21 protein-coding genes and 1 pseudogene are annotated in these 21,212 nt (G+C 38.3%); 10 read left to right on the forward strand and 12 right to left on the reverse strand.

Going from position 1 to position 21,212, the window contains the following annotated elements:
* Positions 1–46: 46 nt before the first annotated feature.
* Genes ACYUCW_RS07235 through ACYUCW_RS07245 form a run of 3 tightly spaced genes read left to right on the forward strand, consistent with a single transcriptional unit; the run spans position 47 to position 3,678 of the window.
* Positions 47–2,422: an ATP-binding protein gene (locus ACYUCW_RS07235; protein ID WP_161778925.1), complete on the forward strand. Its 2,376-nt coding sequence runs from the start codon at positions 47–49 to the stop codon at positions 2,420–2,422.
* Positions 2,400–3,500 (forward strand): sigma-54-dependent transcriptional regulator, encoded by a 1,101-nt coding sequence (locus tag ACYUCW_RS07240; RefSeq protein ID WP_460408322.1) that lies wholly within the window; start codon positions 2,400–2,402, stop codon positions 3,498–3,500. Before ACYUCW_RS07235 ends, ACYUCW_RS07240 begins: the two co-directional genes overlap by 23 nt.
* A complete protein-coding gene (locus tag ACYUCW_RS07245) occupies positions 3,481–3,678 on the forward strand; it encodes a helix-turn-helix domain-containing protein (protein ID WP_460408323.1) in 198 nt (65 codons plus the stop codon). Before ACYUCW_RS07240 ends, ACYUCW_RS07245 begins: the two co-directional genes overlap by 20 nt.
* Positions 3,679–3,726: 48 nt before the next feature.
* Here the strand turns inward: ACYUCW_RS07245 and dhaM are convergent, their stop codons facing one another.
* The 4 genes from dhaM to ACYUCW_RS07265 form a co-directional block, all read right to left on the reverse strand.
* Positions 3,727–5,169 carry a dihydroxyacetone kinase phosphoryl donor subunit DhaM gene (gene dhaM / locus ACYUCW_RS07250; protein ID WP_163748271.1) on the reverse strand — a complete coding sequence of 481 codons (1,443 nt, stop codon included), beginning with the start codon at positions 5,167–5,169 and terminating at the stop codon, positions 3,727–3,729.
* A 31-nt stretch (positions 5,170–5,200) separates the two neighbouring features.
* Positions 5,201–5,833: a dihydroxyacetone kinase subunit DhaL gene (gene dhaL / locus ACYUCW_RS07255; RefSeq protein ID WP_004249430.1), complete on the reverse strand. Its 633-nt coding sequence runs from the start codon at positions 5,831–5,833 to the stop codon at positions 5,201–5,203.
* Positions 5,834–5,865: 32 nt separating this feature from the next.
* The gene (gene dhaK / locus ACYUCW_RS07260; protein ID WP_004245625.1) at positions 5,866–6,930 is read right to left on the reverse strand and encodes a dihydroxyacetone kinase subunit DhaK; all 1,065 of its coding nucleotides are present in this window, start codon (positions 6,928–6,930) and stop codon (positions 5,866–5,868) included.
* A gap of 294 nt (positions 6,931–7,224) precedes the next feature.
* Positions 7,225–7,485 carry an Ogr/Delta-like zinc finger protein gene (locus ACYUCW_RS07265; protein ID WP_004245624.1) on the reverse strand — a complete coding sequence of 87 codons (261 nt, stop codon included), beginning with the start codon at positions 7,483–7,485 and terminating at the stop codon, positions 7,225–7,227.
* 506 nt (positions 7,486–7,991) lie between these two features.
* Between ACYUCW_RS07265 and ACYUCW_RS07270 the strand changes: the two genes are divergently transcribed.
* Positions 7,992–8,282, forward strand: coding sequence for a phage holin family protein (locus ACYUCW_RS07270; protein ID WP_004249433.1), 291 nt, complete (start codon positions 7,992–7,994; stop codon positions 8,280–8,282).
* Between the two features lie 266 nt (positions 8,283–8,548).
* Here ACYUCW_RS07270 and tet(J) read toward each other — a convergent pair.
* A pseudogene (tet(J), locus tag ACYUCW_RS07275) lies at positions 8,549–9,744 on the reverse strand (tetracycline efflux MFS transporter Tet(J)).
* 90 nt (positions 9,745–9,834) lie between these two features.
* Between tet(J) and tetR(J) the strand changes: the two are divergent.
* Positions 9,835–10,458, forward strand: a complete 624-nt coding sequence (tetR(J), locus tag ACYUCW_RS07280; RefSeq protein WP_004249435.1) for a tetracycline resistance transcriptional repressor TetR(J) — start codon at positions 9,835–9,837, stop codon at positions 10,456–10,458.
* Here the strand turns inward: tetR(J) and ACYUCW_RS07285 are convergent.
* On the reverse strand, positions 10,455–11,399 hold the full coding sequence (locus ACYUCW_RS07285; protein ID WP_004245619.1) for a diacylglycerol kinase catalytic domain-containing protein: 945 nt from the start codon (positions 11,397–11,399) through the stop codon (positions 10,455–10,457). The two genes, tetR(J) and ACYUCW_RS07285, sit on opposite strands and share 4 nt — an antisense overlap.
* Positions 11,400–11,402: 3 nt before the next feature.
* Positions 11,403–12,419: an SPFH domain-containing protein gene (locus ACYUCW_RS07290; RefSeq protein ID WP_004245618.1), complete on the reverse strand. Its 1,017-nt coding sequence runs from the start codon at positions 12,417–12,419 to the stop codon at positions 11,403–11,405.
* Positions 12,420–12,571: 152 nt separating this feature from the next.
* Here ACYUCW_RS07290 and ACYUCW_RS07295 point away from each other — a divergent pair, with 152 nt between their 5' ends.
* Both ACYUCW_RS07295 and ACYUCW_RS07300 read left to right on the forward strand, forming a co-directional pair.
* Positions 12,572–13,285: an NUDIX hydrolase gene (locus tag ACYUCW_RS07295; RefSeq protein ID WP_012368340.1), complete on the forward strand. Its 714-nt coding sequence runs from the start codon at positions 12,572–12,574 to the stop codon at positions 13,283–13,285.
* A gap of 96 nt (positions 13,286–13,381) precedes the next feature.
* Positions 13,382–13,789: a TonB family protein gene (locus ACYUCW_RS07300; RefSeq protein ID WP_004249439.1), complete on the forward strand. Its 408-nt coding sequence runs from the start codon at positions 13,382–13,384 to the stop codon at positions 13,787–13,789.
* Positions 13,790–13,923: 134 nt separating this feature from the next.
* Here the strand turns inward: ACYUCW_RS07300 and ACYUCW_RS07305 are convergent, their stop codons facing one another.
* From ACYUCW_RS07305 to ACYUCW_RS07325, 5 genes are all read right to left on the reverse strand, one after another.
* On the reverse strand, positions 13,924–14,391 hold the full coding sequence (locus tag ACYUCW_RS07305; RefSeq protein ID WP_004245615.1) for a hypothetical protein: 468 nt from the start codon (positions 14,389–14,391) through the stop codon (positions 13,924–13,926).
* Between the two features lie 274 nt (positions 14,392–14,665).
* The gene (locus tag ACYUCW_RS07310; RefSeq protein ID WP_004249440.1) at positions 14,666–15,610 is read right to left on the reverse strand and encodes an HpcH/HpaI aldolase/citrate lyase family protein; all 945 of its coding nucleotides are present in this window, start codon (positions 15,608–15,610) and stop codon (positions 14,666–14,668) included.
* Positions 15,610–16,686, reverse strand: a complete 1,077-nt coding sequence (locus tag ACYUCW_RS07315) for a cysteine protease StiP family protein (RefSeq protein ID WP_163748266.1) — start codon at positions 16,684–16,686, stop codon at positions 15,610–15,612. Before ACYUCW_RS07315 ends, ACYUCW_RS07310 begins: the two co-directional genes overlap by 1 nt.
* A 2-nt stretch (positions 16,687–16,688) precedes the next feature.
* Positions 16,689–17,459, reverse strand: coding sequence for an HAD family hydrolase (locus tag ACYUCW_RS07320; protein ID WP_071233894.1), 771 nt, complete (start codon positions 17,457–17,459; stop codon positions 16,689–16,691).
* Positions 17,452–18,597, reverse strand: coding sequence for a phosphoribosyltransferase domain-containing protein (locus ACYUCW_RS07325; protein WP_049199390.1), 1,146 nt, complete (start codon positions 18,595–18,597; stop codon positions 17,452–17,454). Before ACYUCW_RS07325 ends, ACYUCW_RS07320 begins: the two co-directional genes overlap by 8 nt.
* A 392-nt stretch (positions 18,598–18,989) precedes the next feature.
* Here ACYUCW_RS07325 and ACYUCW_RS07330 point away from each other — a divergent pair, with 392 nt between their 5' ends.
* The 3 genes from ACYUCW_RS07330 to ACYUCW_RS07340 are packed head-to-tail and all read left to right on the forward strand — an operon-like array spanning position 18,990 to position 21,203.
* The gene (locus ACYUCW_RS07330) at positions 18,990–19,574 is read left to right on the forward strand and encodes a tellurium resistance-associated protein TerZ (RefSeq protein WP_004250201.1); all 585 of its coding nucleotides are present in this window, start codon (positions 18,990–18,992) and stop codon (positions 19,572–19,574) included.
* A complete protein-coding gene (locus ACYUCW_RS07335) occupies positions 19,575–20,723 on the forward strand; it encodes a TerD family protein (protein WP_049209804.1) in 1,149 nt (382 codons plus the stop codon).
* A 24-nt stretch (positions 20,724–20,747) separates the two neighbouring features.
* A complete protein-coding gene (locus ACYUCW_RS07340) occupies positions 20,748–21,203 on the forward strand; it encodes a tellurite resistance TerB family protein (RefSeq protein ID WP_004245607.1) in 456 nt (151 codons plus the stop codon).
* Positions 21,204–21,212: the final 9 nt, after the last annotated feature.

The following is a 21,212-nucleotide window of genomic DNA, read 5'->3' on the forward strand; positions in this document are numbered from 1 at the left end:
TTCAGATATACAGTTGAAAATACTGTTTTTTTGAAAGGTATGATGGATGCAGATATTAATGCCTAAGCAATCGGGCAAACTCGGTAGACGCCTTTATTTGGCGTTTATCTTTAGTTCGTTACTCACTTTATTGATTGGTGGGGTGATATTTTTTATGTGGGGAAAATTAGCCACTCAAATCAATGCGTCTGTTGGTGACTCCTTACCTATGTTAACCACCAGCTATAATATGGAGCGTTACAGCACTAATTTACAGATGCTATTAAAAGAGCGTGAGCAAACACAACGTAAATCAGTTTCAGAACAACAAAAACAGCAAATTTATCAACTATTAGATAATCTGCGCGAGTTTCCGATTGAGCAACAATCACAACGCACTTTTTATAATCAATTAGTGGATGACTTATCAAACTTAATTGAGCAGCAAGATATTTTATTAGATAAACGTCGTGAACTCGAAAATAGGTTAGCACAGCTTTTAGGTCAATTGGCTTGGATGCATGATGCGGTAGGTGAAGATATCAAGCCTCTACTTAATGAAATTGAGTGGCATGTCAGCCAAATGCTTAATGAAAAAAATGTACAGGAAAATAGCTTACAACTGCTTTTAGAATCAACGTTACTTCAAGAGTTATTCACTACAGAAAATGAATTAATTAGCTTAGTGGAAGAAATTGCACATCAACGCTATAGCCGTGATATTGATGTCGCATTTCACTATATAAGTGTCAAAATTGATGAAATTATCGTTTTAAATCAGAAATTAAAAAGCTATCCTTCTACCATTGCTCATCGCCAAGTATTGCAAGAAATTATTGCGATCACTCGTTTTGACGGTGATATCTATCAAACATTGATTGATGATGTCGAAACCGAAAAAAAACTTAAAGCACTTACCCCTAAATTAAATGAAAAATTATCTCAGTTTGATAATGCAGTAAGAAGTAATGTGCTTGCCACCAGTGAAGCATTGAATAAGCTCAATGATAATACGCGACAACTGATGGCAACGGGAAAAATTGTCATTATCTTAATTGTCGTTGCTTCACTATTGCTCAGCATTATTGTCATGAAAATCTTAATAGATAGGCGACTGATTGCTAGATTAAATAAGTTGAGTGATGATCTCGCCCATGTTGCTAAAGGTCATTTAACAGAGCCTGTATTAATTGAAGGGCAAGATGAAATTGGATTATTAAGTCGCCGTTTGCGGCGCTTTTGGCGTCAAATGAAAGAAGTTGAAGCCACGAATGCCCTGAATCTGATTAATAATACCGATGCCAGTTTAATTACTTGTCATCATGATGGACGTATGGAAACCGTCAATCCCAGTGCTGCTACTTTATTAGGTATTGGTCATGAACAGAGCAATAAACCATTATGGTTATTATTTAGTGGTGAAGCCAATACGACATTAAGAGCGCAGTTTAGTCCCACAAGTCCGCTTTATTTGTTTGGGCAAAGTGAGTCTATTGTGAGCATGGTAAAACAAGGAAAGCCTCATTTTCTGCAATTTAATATTCGCGAATATCCTCATAAAGACGAGCATAAATATATTGTGACTATCACGGATATTACTCGCCAAGAATTAAGTCGATTAGAATTAAAACATCTTGTGGCATTAAAAACCCAAGATTTACAAGAAAAGAACCAACAATTAAATGAAGAAATTGTGCGTCGTGAACAAGCACAAAAACACTTAATTCAGACACAAGAAGAGTTAGTGCAAGCGGCCAAAATGGCAGTAGTAGGACAGGCAATGACCAGTCTTGCTCATGAATTAAATCAACCTCTCTCAGCCATTAATACCTATTTATATAGCGTTAAATTAACACTACAGATGGAGAAATATGACCAACTTCCTGATCCCATTGAGCGTATTGAAAAATTATGTGCTCGTATGAATAGGATCATTACGGCATTACGTAATTTTTCTAAAAAATCCTCATCTGAAGTTAGTTATGTTTCAGCGCCGTTACAAGGGCTGGTGGAAAGTGCCATGGTATTAGTGGAATCGCGCTCTAAACGAGAGCAGTGCACCATTATCAATAATATCCCCAGTGAACTGAATATTTGTGCCGATCCAACACAAATAGAGCAGGTCTTAGTTAACCTGTTTGTTAATGCAATGGATGCGGTCGCGGGAATGGGCGAAAGTCAGATCAGCGTCGACCTATTATCGGATGAAGCTAAATATCAACGAGTAGGCATTACCGATAGTGGCAAAGGATTTAATGCTGATGTTTTACCAAAATTATTCACCCCTTTTACCACCACCAAAGATGTTGGACTAGGGTTAGGGCTATCGATTTGCCGTTCTATTATGCAACGGTTTGGTTATGAAATTTACTTAGCATCGGCATTAAATGGCGGTGCGATGGTTGTTTTGGAGTTTACTCATGACACAGTCACTGCTGTCTGATATTGATATACTATTAATTGATGATGATGAGGATATTCTCGAATCTTATCGTCATTTGCTTAATCTTGCCGGAATGGTTGCCAGAGTGACTGATTCGCCAGAAAAAGCATTGAGTCTGCTGACACCAGAATATGAAGGTGCGGTAGTGTTAGATATTTACATGCCTGCGATGAATGGCATGGAAGTCTTAGCGCGTATTCAACAAATTGATCCTCGTATTCCGGTGATTATGATCACCGGCCACGGTGATATACCCCTTGCTGTAGAGGCCGTTAAAAAAGGCGCTTATGATTTTATTGAAAAGCCCATTAATCCACCGCTATTTTTAGAGTTAGTTGCTAAAGCGCATAAAGAGCGAAAATCACTTCTTTCACTTAGAAAAACGATGAGCACCACCACTCAAGAGCGTCTAGTTGGCGATAGTGCACAAATTACCGCCATTAGACAGCAAGTACAGCAAATTGCTGATATTGATAAAGACTTAATGATTGAAGGTGAGATGGGGACAGGGCGACATCTACTCGCTCAGTTATTACATGAATTAAGTCCTCACAGCGATAAAGCGGTGACTACGGTAGATTGTCAAAATTTAGTAGATATTAAGCCACTGATTGCTCAAATAGAGCAAGAGGAAGTCGGCACACTTATTTTACGCTCCCCTTATGATTTACCTTCTGGTGCACAACGTTGGTTAAGTGCTTACCTATTAGATATGGAAAGGCAGGGTAAGCGCCAATTTAGAACGATCGCGATTTTAGAAAATAATACCCAGCAATTAGTCACTGAAGGGCGATTGATACCTGAGTTCTATTACTACTTTTCGCAAATAACTTTTTCTTTGCCACCATTAAGCGCAAGACGCCCGGATATTATTCCTCTATTTAGAGCCTTTTTACGGCAAAGTGCTCAGCGGCTTGGGATCGCCGTACCAAAAATTGATCGTAATTATCTCGATATATTAAAACGTTATGATTGGCCTGGAAACATTCGTGAGCTACGGAATGTCGCTGAACTCTATGCTGTTGGTATTGTGAAAATGGTTGATAGTGAGCAACATCGTGCCATTATCCCCCCCTGAAGGGCCTTTAGATAACTTAGTTGATGATTATGAGCGTCGCTTAATTGAAGATGCACTCTATTTATTTGCTGGCCGTGTGAGCGATGTGGCTGATTATTTAGGTATCCCACGTAAAAAACTCTATTTACGCATGAAAAAGCATGAACTGGATAAAGAGAGTTATAAACCTAAGGTTTGATAGTTATCAATAAGCGCCATTTGGCGCTTATTGCATTAGCACATTAATTTATTGATCAATAATTAATTCACTACTCTTGAGATCAAGGGTTAATTCTTGTGCTTCTTTTATTTTTAATAATCCATCACCTAAATGAACTAACATAGGTAGCCCCATCTGCGTGGCGATAATGGCACTGTGAGAACAACTATCCCCTTCAGCTAAGGTAATGGCTAATAATTGAGTTGCATCAAACTGAATTAATGTCGAGGGGAATAACTCTTTAGCCACTAAAATAGAGGGTTGTGATGGGGTAAATTTAGGAGGCGTTTTCTGTTGTAAATGGTAAAGAACTTGATTGCGCAGATCACGAAGATCTAACTCCCGTGCTCTCAAATAAGGATCACTGAGAGTACGGTAGAGTTGGATACGTTCTTTCATTTCATTCGTCCAACTCTGCTGAGCGCTAACGTTATCTGTTTTAATACGATCGATAACATTGGTGAGTAATTCTTCATCATCCAGCATCATGATATGGCCGTTAAAAATAGCGCCTATTTGTTCACCTAATGTGTGATTGGCTTTTTCAGCATAGTGCTTCAAATCATTGAGTGTATCTTTTATCGCTTGATTAAATTGCTCAATTTGTATTGTACTATCGAGTGGTGCAGATAAATTTTCAATAGGAGCTAATTCTAGCTCATGCCAAATAAAAGCTGGTCCCTTGATGGGGGAAGCGGGTACGAGAGTACCAGTTAAACTTTGCTCCGTGAGTTCATCCGGTAATGCTTCGCCAAAACCTTGTTTAGCCAGTGCTAAAAAGGCATCAATAGCCTCATTTTCTTGTTCTCCTGAAGCAATTAAGGTTATTTCATCACCTTGACGAATTTGAATAAGAGAAAGTTGATTTAAACTAAGGGGATTAATGCGTCTATCTCCCTTAATTAATTGATAGTCAGCACGAAATTTTGACAGTAGTTCAACCAGTGTCGCTGCAGGTCTAACGTGTAAACCATGAGGGTTTTTTACCACCCAATGAGCTTCTTTGCCGTGCATTTGAATAGAAGGCGTGACATCATTTGGCTCTGAGCCACCCATGTTTTCACCCAATTGCATCTTTTTAGGGGTTAGTGCATGGTTGGCTTCTTCGAGAACCTTTTCTAAGCTAGCTCCGGATGACGCTGCGACAACAGCGGCTAATGTTCCTTCTACCAGCGGAGCTGAGCATAGTGTCACTTTTTGCGCTAATTCTGTATCAAGCAGTTCAATTGCTGTTTCTGTACTGAGTATGGCACTACCTAAATCCATCATAACAATAATTGCATCAGCTTCGGCGAGCGATTCAATCGCCGTCATAATTTTAACAGCGTCAGTACCAATAGGGTGCGCTTCATCATCAACACCTGCGGCAATGGCTAGTCGGCAATGCGTTGGGTTAAGCATTTGATTAGCCAACGACTCAATACCCTCAGCAAGATGTTTACTATGAGAAACAATCACGATATTAATCATGGCAGACCTCTCTTGATTATATTGTGAATGATTATGCGTGGATAGCATTAGACAGCGCTTGGAGGATCAATACCACAGAGGCACTGCCGGGATCTTTATGTCCTATACTGCGCTCACCAAGATAACTGGCACGGCCTTTTTTCGCTTGCATAGGAATAGTTTCCTCCGCCGCTTTTTCTGCAACTTTCAGTGCATTATCAATAGCATCTTCTATAGATAAACTTTGGTCATTCGCATGCTTTAAACTATCAACCACAGGCCACCAAACATCACACATAGTTTTATCATTTGGTTGTGCTTTACCGCGACTGACAATGCCATCAACACCTTCTTTAGTCATTTCATAAAGTTGATTTACATCGAGACTTTGTAATGATGCGGTGGGCTTAGCGGCACGAATAAAGAAGGTGCCAAAAAGAGGACCGCTGGCACCACCAATATTAGACAGTAATGTCATACCGGTATTTTTAAGGATAAAACCAATATCTTTATCGGCAAATTCAGGTAATTTCTCCGCTACCTTTTTGAAGCCTCTATTCATATTTAAGCCGTGGTCAGCATCGCCAATTTCACGGTCAAGATCGGTGAGATAGTCACTGTTTTGTTCAAAAAGTTGAGCGCATTGTTGTAGCCAAAGAATAATTTGATGATGAGTTAATACCATTTTCTGATCCTTAGTTATCGTTATAGGAAAACTTATTTTGTCATCGCAGGTGTAGCAACGGGTGCATCCCACAAAGTAAGTAGCGCGTCATCTACTTTTAATAAGGTAATTGAGATCCCCGACATATCGAGCGAGGTACAATAAGAGCCAATTAACGAACGTTCGATGTTAAGACCAAAGTTTTCACAGCACAGGGCAAGGCGATGATAAACACCATATAATTCAGAAAGGGGAGTGGCGCCAAGATTATTGACTAGGGCTATAACACGATCGCCTGATTTTAGTGGCTGTTTTTCTTGTGTCTCTTCAATCCAATCACCATTGACTCGATCCCAACTGCGAATGGTGCGCTGATAGTGACCATTTTCAATTAGAGTATTAAACATTGCATCAACGGTATCATTTAATGAAGTAAATGGGCGACGGTCTATTCCTGGCTCTCCGTGGATCCCAACGCCAAATTCCATTTCATTTTCAGGGAGAGTAAAAGAGGGTTTTCCTGCAGCAGGTACGGTGCAAGCCTGTAGTGCAATACCAATAGAAAAACCATTATTATTAATTTGATGACCTAGCTTAACCAAATCATCAAGTGTATCGCCACGCTCAGCTGCAGCACCTAGCAATTTTTCCATTAATACGGTATTCGCTACACCACGACGACCGGCGGTATACAGACTATCTTTAACCGCAACATCATCATCAACTAATACCGTAGCAATTTTTACACCTTCATCATGTAGTAGTTCTGTCGCAGTTTCAAAATTGAGTACGTCACCGGTGTAGTTTTTAACGATCATTAATACACCTTCACCGCTATCAATTGCTTTTGCGCAATCGTACATTTTATCTGGGGTTGGTGAGGTAAAGATCTCACCAGGACATGCCCCATCAAGCATGCCTTTTCCAACAAAACCGGCATGCATTGGCTCATGTCCACTGCCACCTCCAGATAAAAGGGCTACTTTACCTTTTACGGGGGCATCATGACGGGTGACATAAAAAGAAGAGGGATGGAGATTGATTTCAGGGTGGGCTTTAGCAAAACCTTGCAGTTGTTCTGATAAAACATCATCAACACGATTAATAAGCTTTTTCATCTATATACTCCATTTGAAACTTGTATTGAAATTTTATGTAACAGAATGCTGTTACATAAGATTTCGACAAATTCTGATTAAAGGAATGACTCATTTTATGGCTTTTTTAATCAAAACCGCGTTCTGTGGTTGTTGAATTGCTATGTTGCTTTAATAAGCGATATAAGAATGTTTCTGTTGGATTAAATTAAATCTACATCATTTATGGTTATATAAGAACCAGTTAACTTATTTACCTGCCAGAATGGGAGCAGGATCATAAAATCAAGGCAAAATAGAGTAAGTAAAAAAGCGTTATATCTCTTGTAACAAGGTTAAGGCTTTTTCTCGTTGCTGTGGCGAGAGATTTTTTATCATTGCTAATAAAAGGGCATCTTGTTTTTTGGCGCTGGGACTTAGAGTATGACTAAAGGTAAGATTTAGCACAAAGGTATGCCCACAAAGCGGATCACGGCAGGCACAGTAAAGATCTGTTAACTCTTTATGCTTGCGATTACTTTTCTTTATCATCGCTTTTTCACCACATTCAGGACAGTAAATTGTTAAAACACGCATGGTATTTTCTCTTTATTATCAATCTATCACCACCTTCTATATTAGCCTAAGTTTGTACAATCACCAGTAATATTATTGTTTTTTTGTATTTTAATTTGTTGTTAACTGATTTTTATCATGAAAAACAAGTTTATTTGTTTATTTAACTAAAAATAATTCGGTTAACCTCGGTTAAACACCATTAACCGACAATAACCGAACAAAGTTACTAGTATAAAATACAAAATTTATAGATAATGATTTCACGTTAAACCTACATGTGGAGATGCAACGTATTGAATTTAAATATTATTTAATTTGTTGTAATGACTAATATGTGGAGAAAAATAGGTAATGGATAACCTATTACAAATTAACAAGGAAGTGGGCAAGGATAGTACAAAAGGACGTTGTATTTATCCTTGAGCAAAAGGATCTTGCATATTCCATACAGATTATCTGATTGATACTAGGAGGTGAGGGTTCTTTTTACGGCTAAATACTGTAAGCGAATGCGAGGTATATTCATGGATGAATATGATCACACACTAGTATCATTGGTAGTTGTTGGCGCTTTTATTGCATTAGGGAAGATGCTAGTTGCTAATGAAGTTATCACATTACGACTATTTATTGGCAGGATCATCCTAGGATCAGCGGTTTCTGTTGTGGCAGGTGCTCTGTTGATTTTATGGCCGGGTATTCATCCTATTGCGGTTATGGGGATCGGCTCTGCCCTGGGGATCGCCGGTTATCAACTTGTCGAAATTTGGCTAAGGAAAAAAGGAAATGAGCTATTTTCACGGAAGAAAAACTAAGTGACCAATGATTAATTACCAATAATCAATAAGTTGAGCGTTATATTTGTATTTTATGATATTTGTGTGGTTTCGCATCATAGGGAATTAAGTGATATCCAATAGCGCTATTGATTGGTATGGATTGCAAGTAGCGTAAATTGGGTTGCTCAAGATGAGTATCGAGACTGCGCGACGTGGAGGCAAGGAACGTTTATCACGATAAATGAAGATCAAGTCTGCAAGGAAGCCAGTCTTGATCTTCAACCTGTTTAATGACAAGTATGTTATGAGGGAAATTTTTTTAATATTGGTGATTTCTGTTTAAAATAACTGGCTACAAGTAACCCACTGTAAAGCATTGCACCAATAAACCACAATAAGCCATCCCAATATTCAACGCTGTAACTATAAATAAAAGAGAAGAGTAACGGGCCGACAATCCCAGTTATATTCGTTAGACTTACTAACGTTCCTTGTAATTGTCCTTGAACATGATGATCAACAGATTTTGATAAATATCCTTGTAAAGCAGGTTGTCCCATTCCTCCCGCAGCTAAACAGATTAAAGCGGGGAGCATAACCCAAACATGGCTTATCCAGGCTAATAATAAGCAACCAAATGCATCAATAGACATGCTAATGATAACCGTGTTGCGTTCTCCCCATTTTTGCGCCAGTTTTCCTGCGAGAACCGCTTGAAAAAAATATGTAATACACCAAGAAATGCAAGAGATAAACCTACTTCAGTAGTGTGCCAAGCGAAACGCACTTGTGTGAATAGCACCCAAATGGTGGCCGGAATTTGCCCTATTAGTTGAATAATAAAATAGGCAATAAGCCAAAAACAGAGACTCTTTTTAATAAAACCTGTGGCAGAGTGAGGTGCTGTATCCTGATTTAATACGGATATTTCAGTCGATATTTTTGTGGTTTGAGTTTCTTGGAAACAAAGTAATGAAAATATAAATAATAACGAATGAGAAATAGCCGCAAAGATAAATGGCGTATGGGCGCTGATCTCACCCAGTAATCCCCCTAACATGGGGCCAATAATTAAACCCACACCAAATGCACCACCCAAAAAACCGAAATAACGTGTTCTTTCATGAGGATGAGTAACATCAGTCATTGCTGATGCGCATACAGCACCAGTGGCTCCTGTTATACCCGCAATAATGCGTCCAATGTAGAGCATCCATAATGAGGTAGAGCAAGCCATTAATAGGTAATCTAATGCCGCACCCAATAGCGAAAATAATAAAATAGGTTTTCTGCCATATTTATCTGATAATTTTCCTAAAATAGGTGCGAAGATCACCTGCATCGTCGCATAGAGTGCTAATAATATACCGTAATGATTGGCGAGTCTGTTTTCGCTCACAAACTCGTTTAATAGTGTTGGTAGTACTGGCATGATAAGGCCAATACCAATGGCATCTAATACTGTGACAAGCAGTATGATAATAATTGATTTATTCATAAGTATCCTAAAAATCTATCACTGATAGAGAGGTGAAAAATATCTCTATCAGTGATAGATTGTCAAGAATATTTTATTATGAGGACGCAAATGGCAAAATTAGATAAAGAACAGGTTATTGATAACGCATTGATTTTATTAAATGAAGTCGGTATGGAAGGGTTAACAACACGTAAGTTGGCGCAAAAATTAGGGGTAGAGCAACCGACACTTTATTGGCATGTAAAGAATAAACGTGCGTTATTAGATGCTTTAGCTGAGACTATTTTACAAAAGCATCATCATCATGTTTTGCCATTAGCGAATGAAAGTTGGCAGGATTTTTTGCGTAATAACGCAAAAAGTTTTCGTCAGGCGCTATTAATGTATCGTGATGGTGGAAAGATCCATGCAGGCACACGACCATCAGCCAATCAATTTGAGACATCAGAGCAACAATTGCAATTTTTGTGCGATGCTGGCTTTACGTTAACGCAAGCTGTTTATGCATTAAGTTCCATCGCGCATTTTACACTTGGTTCAGTGCTTGAAACCCAAGAACATCAAGAGAGCCAAAAAGAGCGAGAAAAAGTGCCAAAAACAGAGATAAATTACCCACCATTATTAACACAAGCTATTGATATTATGGATAGTGATAATGGTGAAGCTGCATTCCTTTTTGTGCTCGATGTGATGATTTCAGGGCTAGAAACAGTGCTAAATAATCATCATTAAATAGGCTGACGCCCCTTAGGGGCGATGAGTTGCCCTTGTCTATCTGCGATATTGATTTGCACAATACAGCCAGCATTAAAATGTAAATAATCCTCTTCAATGCCGTCTGAGAAAATAACACCATTTTCGGGCATTAAAGATCCTAATTGCAATGGAGAGTCCGGCTCAATCGTGCCAAAAGTTAAAGCGGTGCCTGTTGTTCTACTAGGAAATGGCTCTCTTACACTAAATTGTAATTTTTTATCACTCCAGCTAAACCCTTGTAAAAGAGGGTGTGATGCTTTTCCGGTGATGGCCATGGCTCCAGCAAGAATAGATTGAAACCACCCTGTAGAGCCAAGTCCCGTTGATACAATAATGCCTGATGAGGATTGCACTTCTTGAGAGTCTCCCCATTGTAAGATATAACGTGCGGAAGTGTGGCTTTTAGGGCCAATAAATAAGTCATTAACCGCTAACAGTGATTGACCATCATTGGTTTTTGCTTGTGCAAAAGTGACCGAATTAAAAGGCATTTTGTGATTTATTGTATTAATTATAATCTCTTTCAATTGCCCTATTTCAAAGGGCAAGAGCTTACCATCCCATCTTGAAGGATCTGGATTGATAGCAATAACGGGTTGTTGATTAAGATATTTCAGAGTATTAGCGACGAGGCCATCTTGACCTATTACCACTACAATATCATGAGAGGAAAATTGATAACTAGGCAATAATCCTCTTTCCAAGAGCTGAAAACGCCCAAATGATTTTAAAATAAGCTCAGCTTCTGTGAGTTGTTTTTGATAGAGATTATGTTCATTAAGATAATCTGTTACCTCAACATGGTTATGTTCTAAATAGAATTTGGCTTGTGACCAAGTGTTAAAACGCTCAATTAATTCTTGTAAGCGACTTTTTCGCATCACTAATATGAAACGAAAATCGGTATTATTTTTCATAGGTTATCCTCTTTTTTTCATAAATTGGCTAAATAAATCAGGAGTAATATTTAATTCACCAATTTTTCCTGAATTAAGCGCTAAAGTTTCAAATGCCATTGCCATTAATTGTTGTGAGTCCATTTTTGCTAGAGCCATTGCTTTGAGATTTTCAACGGGCAACTCACGGTAAGCTCGCATAGTTGCTTCAATAGCATAAGCATCAGCATCAGATTGTATGCGTTGATTTTCCGCACTTAACGCGACTAATTCTTTACGTTTTGCTTCGGCATTGACTTTGGCTTCAAGACGCTCTTTTTCTATTTCGGCTTGTTCACGTAATAGGGTACGTTCATTTTCTAAACGAGCTTCTTCAATTTCTTGTCGTTTACGCTGTATAGATAAGTCTGTTTCTAATTCAGCTTCTTTAATGGTGCGCTCTTGCTCTACTGAGAATTTACGACGTGCATAAATTGCATCATCAGCCTCTTTGAGTAAGGATTCCCGCGCCTCAGCTTCTAATGCTTTAAGCGTTTCGGGAGAGGGGGAGATGGCCGCAATAGAAACATCTAAAATAGTAATACCTAAGGCCTCCAATGAAGGGTGTTCAGTAAGTTGTTTCATCACTAAAGTAACCAAGGATTGGCTAAGTTGTAGTGCTTCTCGTAAAGGGGTGCTTTGGATCTTGGCTTGGATCAGGGTTTGAGCAATACGCACCACGCGATCGTTGAGCTTTAGGGGATCTTCACTGGCGTAAGATTTGCCATTCTTACTTAAATTAAAGTTGAGGACTTCAGCAGCTTTTTCAGGTGATGTGACTTGGAATGAAATTTGTCCTTGAATACGTAGTGCCTGAAAATCAGCAGTTTGGAAGTTAAAGATAAAAGGGGCTTCTTGTGCATTTAACGGCAGTGCTGCAATAGATGTTGTCGCCGAATTATACCAAAAACTTAAGCCTTTACCTTGTTGGCGCACTTTCCCGTTGACCGATTTAATAATAAATGTTGATGAGTCTGCTTTGAAATAATTTAAGTTAAACATAGTCTTCTCCAGTTAGTGTCTTTATGACATTAACTATATATTGTCTTATGGACACTATTGGTGTCAAGTCATTTAGTGTCTTTATGACAAAATTTGATTTTCATGTGTTTAACATTAAAATAAACTCATTATCTTTTTACAAAGTGCAGACCATGAACGAACAAAATTTTTTAGCAAATTACAATCGCCGTGATTTTCTATCGCCGCTTATTACTGTTGATTCAGTACTATTCACTTACCATGAAGGGCAGTTAAAAGTGCTCTTGGTGGAAAGAGCTAATCATCCTGAAAAAGGAAAATGGGGATTACCTGGTGGCTTTGTTGATGAAACACAAGATAACTGCCTAGAAGATACTGTGCTTAGAAAATTAAAAGAGAAAACAGGAGTGATCCCGCCGTATATTGAACAACTCTGCTCAGTGGGAAATAATCAGCGCGATGTAAGAGGTTGGTCTGTTACTGTATGTTACACGGCGTTGATTGCTCACCAAGCATGTAAAGCGCATATTGATAGTGTGGATCATGTGATGTGGTTACCTATTGATGAAGTAGCACAGAAAAATCTGGCATTTGATCATAATGAACTGATTGCGCAAGCGAGAGAGCGATTAAAGCAAAAATCGCTTTATTCTATTGTGCCGGGATTTGCGTTACCTGAAGTGTTTACTTTGCCTGAATTACAGCATGTGCATGAGATATTGATAGGTAAAGAGATCCAGAAAAAATCTTTTAGACGACGGATTGAACAAGCCGACTTATTAATTGATACCGGAGAAAAACGTGCTGAGAAGGGACGTCCTGCTAGTCTCTATCGACTTAAGAAGTCGTCTGCGGATTATCGTTTTATTCGTAATCTTGAATTTTAATATATAGAGTATTTTTTTAAAATCGCTATACTCTTTTTAAGTTAGCAAATTATCATTAGAATTATTAATGTCTTAAAAATTACTCTGATAACAATTATGAAAATAAAATTTATTCTTTTGGGGGTATTTGGCGGTATTCTTTTATTAAGTGGGTTTGTTGCTCATGCAATAAAAACGATACCTTTGGATATGCAAAAAGAAGCTACTGTAGTTTCTGTCGAAAAACCGAAAATAGTATCACGACAATTTCCTTATTATCCTACAGGCGCTAAAACCGCTAATATTGAAGGCGATGTAGAGGTTAGGTTTGATGTGGATAAAAATGGTAATGTACAAAATATTAGGATATCAGATGATCCTATTGCAGCGATATTTGCTCCCTCTGTTTCACTGGCGATGAAGCATTGGCGATACGAATCAGGTAAACCGGCTAAAGATTTAAAAGTGGTTATACAATTCAGATTAGAAAATGTGAAACATAACGGATTTAATCAATCACATTAAATGAATAAAATAAATAACGTATAAACATTATTTTACCATTAGGGGGAATGACAATTATCCGTACAGGGTTATTGAAAAATATCAATGAAATAACTCGATATTAAATACCAAGTTATTTCATATAATTACCCTATTTATTTTTTATCTTGGAGAGCAACTTGAATTAAATGTTCTACATAATTATCAACAAGAAACTCAACCGTCTGACTTCGGGTTGTACTTCTTAAAAACGAAAGTTTATCTATTTTCCGTAGTGCTGACATTTTTAAAGATAGTGATACTGATTTTTTCTTATCTTTATCTAAATAAACACGACTCGTTGTGCCACTATGTTGTAGTTCTTCATTCGAAGATAATGCCTCTCGCATACGACGTAATGTTTTATTATCAAGCTGACCTCGTTCAGTCATTTGATACGATCTGGATGATTTACTGTACTTAATTTCAGCACTATAAGACTCTCTTATTTCTTTTAAAACACGGGTGAGCGTTGGCTCCGAGCATTCAAGAGCAGAAATAATCTTAATCGTGGGGACTTTTTTCCCTGTACTTAAAAGTATAGCCAGCTTAAAAACTCTGATTTGGCGAGAGCTCAATTGCATGTTTGGTTACCACGTATCTGTCAATTGTGTGTTAAGAAATTAGACCCAGCTTTTATTGTGTCTGTATTATTTTTCTACAAGTATATCTGAAATAATGTCAAATATTAAAGATTTTATAAAATAACAACCGAAATAAAAATATTGTTAAATAATATGTTAAAGTTTTATAAATAGAAGTTCTAGTTAAAGATATTATTCTTCAACTAGAGACTAAGTTTAAAATATTAATAAATAAAAAAATGCTTATAGTAAATATAAAAACGAATATTTAAACTTATGGTGTATTAAATCGTTGAACACTATTTTTTGAATTGGGAATAATGCCATACAGTTTTGCTCTAGTTAAAATACTCAATGCCCAACGGCGATGTGTTGCCGGTTCACACATGGCACCATGAGATTTAAATACGGCTTGTGTTGAATTTAAGATGCGCAACGCATCGGAATGATCAGACTGAGATACCATTAATGCCTGTTCTATTTTGTCTATCTGCTTGGGATGAATAGCGGTTTTACCCACTAAACCATTGGCAATATCGAGGGCTAATTCTCTATCCATAATTTGTTGATCATCAATATGCTCACAAACAGGAGCGGTAAGCGCAAACTGACGAGCACCAAATACAGCAACCAACATTTTTATCACATATCCCATAGGTCCATCATAGAGTGTTAAATGGCGATTACGTCTAAGAGAAATAACATTCATTAAATCATTTCCACCGATACGTAAGGCAATAATTCTCTTATGGCAAGGGTGAACTAGTAGCAAGTCTGCCAGTGAGGTCATTTGAAGAACGTCGAACACTTCTTCTGTTTCCAATGTTGGCATCATACATAAATGGGTGGGTTTGATGATACGCCACCAAAGGGGTAATGAAGCTTGGGTAAATTTAGGTAATACTAAGCCGTCAATCACGGTTAAATCTACATGCTCAACCAGCCATTGCGCCATTTCTGTATGGCGGGGGCGTATAAATAGCAACGGCCATTCAGTACAATCATGATGCTTTTTATAGTCTGATAATGTGGTTAATAATGTTGCTAGATTTTGTAATGCTTGTGGAATATCAGTATCACTGACGGCATCTTCTAAACAAATAATTAATGAACGTAATCCATCAATTTTTTGATCAATAATTGTTGCGGCGATATCGGTTCGTGTTGCGGGCATATACAGCGTTGCCCCTAAATTCCAAGGGGATAATCGTTCAATCATTATTGCACCTTTTTAATGATAGTAACGGCACGATATTGTCCTAATGCTTTACCTGCCTCGGTTACAGTAATATTTTTTTGTTTAGCAAGATAAATCAGTAATACAACATCAGGATCTGCAATTTCTTTTACCAGAATATGCTCAGGTACACGGCGTAAAACGGCGCGAGTTGCTTCAGCAATACCGGGTTTTATACGATTGATATTTGAAATGTCATATTTGTTGGCAAGTAAACTAACGACATTTTCGCTCAGTTTTTTTAAGTCTGACGGTTGATGTTTAAATGTGGCGAGTGGAATATCGTTATCTATTAAGGCGTCAACTATTTTTCCGACTTTATCAACAAGATAGCGACTACATTCATATTGTTTTAAATGTTGGCAATCGACAAAACCATGGAAGCCTTGCTCTGTCCAAATTGAACGTGAAATTAATCCTGAAACGGGCGCTCCCATAATCCCAAAAGGGATTAGCCAATCTTCATCACTGGCACTTAACCAAGCGCAACCACAAGGATCAGCAAGGACGACAAGATGGGGTTGTGCAGAAAAACCTTCACGTCCCGCCAATGAACGAATTAACTCATTTGTGATAGCGCCTTTTCCTGTCCACCCATCAACAAATACAATACCTTCTGTCCCATGGCGTTGCTCAATCCATGAAAGCGCTTCGTTATCAATACCTCTATCACGAATAATGCTAATACCATAGTGATAAGACGTTTTTCCCATTTTGCGCAAGGTCTGTTGTAACATCACGCCAAGTGGAACACCCGCACGCACAAGACTTGTCAGAATAATAGGGGTGTCACCAAAATGCGCAATAAGTGATTTTGCTAGCATAATTACTTGTGTTGCTAAACGTGTTGCGCCAGCAGCCAGTGCTTTTTCAAACAGTTCAAGATGCCAGGTTGTGGGTTCTGGCTCTTGGCTTAACATATCAGAATAGTGACGTTTACCAGACTGTATAAGTTCTTCTTTTAACTCAACAGGTGTCATTTCAATCTTGACGGGTTGCAGTAAAAAATCAACATCACCCAGTAGATAAGAGCCTGAAAAAGGTTGATGATCCATCATGTTTATTCTCCAAAAATTTTTGTGTTGATCGCATTCGCGAATTGGCTTTGGCGGGGGATAGCATACCAATTGCATAATTTCATAAAGCGATGATCACTTAGGCTATCGCCGAAACCAATTACAGGAAAAACGCCACGTTCTGCTTTTAATTTATTAAGCAAATAAGTGACGGCTTTACCTTTTTCAATTGGCTCAGGTAACCAAGCAATATTGTTACTGTTACGATGAATATAAAAACCTTTGGTTGAGAATATTTTTTCTATCTCATCACCGATAGCATATAGCTCATCTAATCGAGCGCTATCGTTATGCTTCATCACTAAATAAATGGGTAAATCATCATATTCATAGTTAATTCTCGCCCAACCATCAATATTACGTTCAGCCATTAATTGGGTAATAGATTGCTGTAACCTAAGTAAAGGTTGCTTATAAGGTGTTAAGCTTTGTGTGATATGGTGTTGCCATTGTTCATCTGCGACTCTTTCTGGGGTTAAGACAACAGCACCGTGTGTGGTAATAGCCCATGAATGAAAAGGAATAGTGACACGGCTCATTTCTTCCGTTCCACGTGCTGTGACTGGAATTAAATCAGCATGTTCTAGCATCCAATCAACCAGCATAGCTTGCTCTTGAGTCATAAAGCTACGTGGCGCTAAACTTCTATCCAACGCACCAGTTTTATAGGGTGCAAGCGCTAATTCATCCACCATTTTGCGACGAGTTTGAAATAAGGTATCGTCAAGATCGGCTAAAATAACAGGGTTAGTCATAGCTAATTACTTCAACAATAGGGGCAACTTTATAGAGAGCCTCAATAAGTTGACTATCAATACTTTCGGCTGGGGTTTCACAACAAAGCAGAATGCGATCAAATTGCTGATGAGCCACGTTATAGACAAAGTTAGGAATGCCTAATCCGTAATTGTCAGTAAAAGTTATCGCTGATTGGATAGCAAAATTAGTGGCAATAGGTGAGCGAGTTGTCGAGCTATATTTTACAATAGCCCCTTGTTTTTCTAAGCGTTCTGCTAATAAAAAGGGTTCCCAGACAAATTCACCAGAGCCTAAAACCAATATTTTTTCACCCTCAGAAACATGAATAAATAGGCCAAGATCATTAGCAGGGGTTGTCATACCTAAGCGTCCCCAGCTTTGTTTTCCTGTGATAGCAACCTGTCCTGAGGCAGTAATATTGACATTTGGCATAACTGGTAATGGTGCATCGGGATTGGCTTGCCATTGCCATTTTCCCTGCACTAAAGAGAAGGTTGTTATGGGTAATGGTGAACGCTTTTGCAGAGCATCACCACTCCAATCGGTTAATGTGACAGCAATAATCTGCTTAATTTGTGTTAACTTGCCTTCTTCACGTAATGCAGACAGCAAGTTAAGAAAGGTATTACCTGTGGTTGCTTCATCATCAATTAACACAATGGTTTTCGCTTGCTGGATCCATTGGCGTTGTTCTAGGTTATGAGGCAAATAAAGTAGGTGATCAGTTGCATGACTGTGATTTTCTTTAAATTTACAGAATAATTCACTATCAGCAATAGGATGGCGTGTTGAAGTAAGGTAGAGGGCTTGAGGATAGCGATCTCTTACTTCATCAAAAATTCCCGCACCTAAACCGACCGCAGTTTCTGCCATACCAATAAAAAGAATAGGGCCTTCGAGTGATTGAGGAAATTGTTTGGCCATTTGTTGATAAGTTTCACGCATTTTCTTCGGTGAAACAGGAATATGGCGCCCTAATACTTTACTGACAAACAAAAAAGCGCGCTTAGGGTTGCGTCTTTCCGCAATATCAAAAAGTTCATCAAGATGTTCTAATGAGCAATTTGGCGTTACGCTTAATGTGCCACAAGTGAGTTGGCGACGATAAACAGAAGAGCCAATCAAACTATTCATTATTCTTTATTATCCGTACTAATTAGTTTTTTAAGTGCATTTATCTGGGTATAAGCTAAGCCGTGTTGAACATAACGTCACATACTGTGAATGTTTAAGCTAAAACCTGTTTCCTCATCATGAAGTTTCTATTTAATCATGTCAATCATAATGTGATCTATTTTACTTTAATTTAAAATAATTAGGTTAATGCGGTATTTTTTGTTTTTAACTTAAGTTTTAATTGTGTTTATCTATAAAAATTTCTTTTATTTCAATATGTTTACAATATCTTGAAGTAAGTTGATAAAAATAGACTTGCCGAACTACTTCATCATGATATGATGATTTATAATTTGTATTTATATGTAAGTGATATTGTTGTTTCATTCTACCTTTTAAGGGAGTTAATTATGGTTTCATTACGCAAGGATCAGACAGTCTCTCTCAGTAAACAAGCCCCTGCACTGAGTCACCTAATGTTTGGTTTAGGCTGGGATCCTATTAAGAAAAAGGGATTTCTCGGTGGACTCTTTGGTGGTAATAATTCGATAGATTTAGATGCAAGTTGTGTATTACTCGATGTAAATGGTAAACAAATCGATACTATTTGGTTTCGTAAACTAAAATCAACTTGTCAGTCCGTTATTCACTCAGGAGATAACTTAACAGGAGAGGGTGATGGTGATGATGAAACTATTTTTGTTGATTTAAATCGTCTTCCTTCATTGGTTGAATATTTGGTTTTCACTGTCAATAGTTTCCGTGGGCAGACTTTTAATGAAGTTGAAAATGCGTTTTGTCGAGTTGTCGATAAAACAACCAATAAAGAGCTTGCTCATTACAAATTAACGGAACAAGGCGCTCATACAGGGATCGTGATTGCCGCTTTACAACGTAATCAAGGACAATGGGATTTCACGGCTTTTGGCTCACCTTGTAAAGGGCTTGTCATTGACGAGATGATGCCAGATATTTTGGCGACGGTGGTGCGATAAATGACCCTAACACCTGGCGGAAATATATCCGTACCTGATCAAACGTTAATGGTGCGTATTCACTCAGGCTCACTTGTTGATGTATCTGCATTTAGGCTTTATGCCTCAGGAAAAGTGAACGGTGATGCTGATATGGTGTTTTATGGTCAAACCACTAATGATGATCGTACTATTATTTATGCAACAGCAGGTAATAGCACGTCGTTTACGGTTGACTTAACTCGCTTACGTCCTGATGTCGATAGAATTGCTTTTACAGCTACTTGTGAGGGGCAACAAACCATTGCTCATCTACAACATTTGTCTATTCAAGTTGATGCTAACAATAATGTCGTTGCGAACGGCCATGTTGATATCGATGGACGCACTGAAGCGGCATTAATTTTAGGTGAGCTATACCGTCGCAATGGAAGCTGGAAATTTCGGTTTATTGCACAAGGATTTAACGGTGGATTAAAACCATTGGCGGAATATTTTGGTGTTGATATTGCTGATCCTGAACCAGCACCAGCACCAGCACCAGCACCGAGCTCAGTGAACTTAAGCAAGGTTTCGCTAACTAAAGAGAAACCGGCAATTAGCTTAACTAAAAAGGATGATTTCGGCAAAATCCGCATTAACCTCGATTGGCATCGAGAAAGTAAAAGCGGTGGTTCCGGGTTATTAGGTGGATTATTTGGTGGTAACAAAGGTATTGATTTAGATATTGGCGCCTTTGTTGAACTACAAGATGGTTATAAGTCAGTGATCCAAGCCTTAGGAAATGGATTCGGTGATTTTAATCGCATGCCTTATGTTGAGTTACAAGGTGATGATCGCACTGGTGATGTAGCGGGTGGCGAGTGGATTTTTATCAATGGACGTGAATGGAAAAATATCAAGCAAGTGCTTATTTTTACTTTTATTTATGAAGGGGTTCCTAACTGGAGTAAAACAGATGGTGTGGTCACTATTCATGTTCCCGAGCAACCACCTATCGAAACACGTTTAACGGATGGTAATAATGGTCGAGCTATGTGTGCCATCGCACGACTTGTTAATGAAAACGGATCAATCAAAGTTGAACGTCTCAATGAATTTTTTAAAGGCCATCGCGATATGGATAATGCCTACGGATGGGGATTTCGCTGGACTGCTGGATCTAAGTGAATACACGAAATAAGGAGAATAAAAATGAGTTTTTTCAATAAATTAAAAGAAGGTTTTAATTCCGGGCGAGCGGAGTTAACTAAGCAAGTCAGTCGTTTTAAAAACAAAAAATTTATGCAAGGTACGGTCGCAGTTTGTGCTCGTATCGCTATTGCCAGCGATGGTGTGAGTTCTGAAGAAAAGCAGAAGATGCTCGGTTTTTTAAAAGCATCAGAAGAGCTTAAAGTCTTTGATACCTCCGAGGTGATCGAATTCTTTAATAAGCTAATTAGCAGTTTTGAATTTGATACTGAAGTCGGTAAAGGTGAAACGATGAAGTATATTCTGGCAATGAAAGATCAGCCAGAAGCTGCACAATTAGCGATCCGTGTCGGTATTGCTGTTGCGAAAAGTGATGGTGATTTTGACAATGACGAAAAAGAGGCGGTGCGTGCTATTGCCGTTGCATTAGGCTTTGAGCCCGCAGAGTTTGATTTGTAATTAATTTTA

The organism is Proteus sp. MB838 (genome assembly GCF_054767435.1).

Excerpts from the sequence above, each read along its gene's own strand:
- ACYUCW_RS07235 (WP_161778925.1), top strand. The coding sequence starts at position 47 with ATGCAGATATTAATGCCTAAGCAATCGGGCAAACTCGGTAGACGCCTT.
- ACYUCW_RS07265 (WP_004245624.1), bottom strand. The coding sequence starts at position 7,485 with ATGCGTGTTTTAACAATTTACTGTCCTGAATGTGGTGAAAAAGCGATG.
- ACYUCW_RS07335 (WP_049209804.1), top strand. The coding sequence starts at position 19,575 with ATGACCCTAACACCTGGCGGAAATATATCCGTACCTGATCAAACGTTA.
- ACYUCW_RS07270 (WP_004249433.1), top strand. The coding sequence starts at position 7,992 with ATGGATGAATATGATCACACACTAGTATCATTGGTAGTTGTTGGCGCT.
- ACYUCW_RS07330 (WP_004250201.1), top strand. The coding sequence starts at position 18,990 with ATGGTTTCATTACGCAAGGATCAGACAGTCTCTCTCAGTAAACAAGCC.
- ACYUCW_RS07340 (WP_004245607.1), top strand. The coding sequence starts at position 20,748 with ATGAGTTTTTTCAATAAATTAAAAGAAGGTTTTAATTCCGGGCGAGCG.
- ACYUCW_RS07310 (WP_004249440.1), bottom strand. The coding sequence starts at position 15,610 with ATGATTGAACGATTATCCCCTTGGAATTTAGGGGCAACGCTGTATATG.
- dhaK (WP_004245625.1), bottom strand. The coding sequence starts at position 6,930 with ATGAAAAAGCTTATTAATCGTGTTGATGATGTTTTATCAGAACAACTG.
- ACYUCW_RS07295 (WP_012368340.1), top strand. The coding sequence starts at position 12,572 with ATGAACGAACAAAATTTTTTAGCAAATTACAATCGCCGTGATTTTCTA.
- ACYUCW_RS07320 (WP_071233894.1), bottom strand. The coding sequence starts at position 17,459 with ATGACTAACCCTGTTATTTTAGCCGATCTTGACGATACCTTATTTCAA.
- ACYUCW_RS07300 (WP_004249439.1), top strand. The coding sequence starts at position 13,382 with ATGAAAATAAAATTTATTCTTTTGGGGGTATTTGGCGGTATTCTTTTA.
- ACYUCW_RS07290 (WP_004245618.1), bottom strand. The coding sequence starts at position 12,419 with ATGTTTAACTTAAATTATTTCAAAGCAGACTCATCAACATTTATTATT.
- dhaL (WP_004249430.1), bottom strand. The coding sequence starts at position 5,833 with ATGGTATTAACTCATCATCAAATTATTCTTTGGCTACAACAATGCGCT.
- dhaM (WP_163748271.1), bottom strand. The coding sequence starts at position 5,169 with ATGATTAATATCGTGATTGTTTCTCATAGTAAACATCTTGCTGAGGGT.
- ACYUCW_RS07285 (WP_004245619.1), bottom strand. The coding sequence starts at position 11,399 with ATGAAAAATAATACCGATTTTCGTTTCATATTAGTGATGCGAAAAAGT.
- ACYUCW_RS07325 (WP_049199390.1), bottom strand. The coding sequence starts at position 18,597 with ATGAATAGTTTGATTGGCTCTTCTGTTTATCGTCGCCAACTCACTTGT.
- ACYUCW_RS07305 (WP_004245615.1), bottom strand. The coding sequence starts at position 14,391 with ATGCAATTGAGCTCTCGCCAAATCAGAGTTTTTAAGCTGGCTATACTT.
- ACYUCW_RS07240 (WP_460408322.1), top strand. The coding sequence starts at position 2,400 with ATGACACAGTCACTGCTGTCTGATATTGATATACTATTAATTGATGAT.
- ACYUCW_RS07315 (WP_163748266.1), bottom strand. The coding sequence starts at position 16,686 with ATGATGGATCATCAACCTTTTTCAGGCTCTTATCTACTGGGTGATGTT.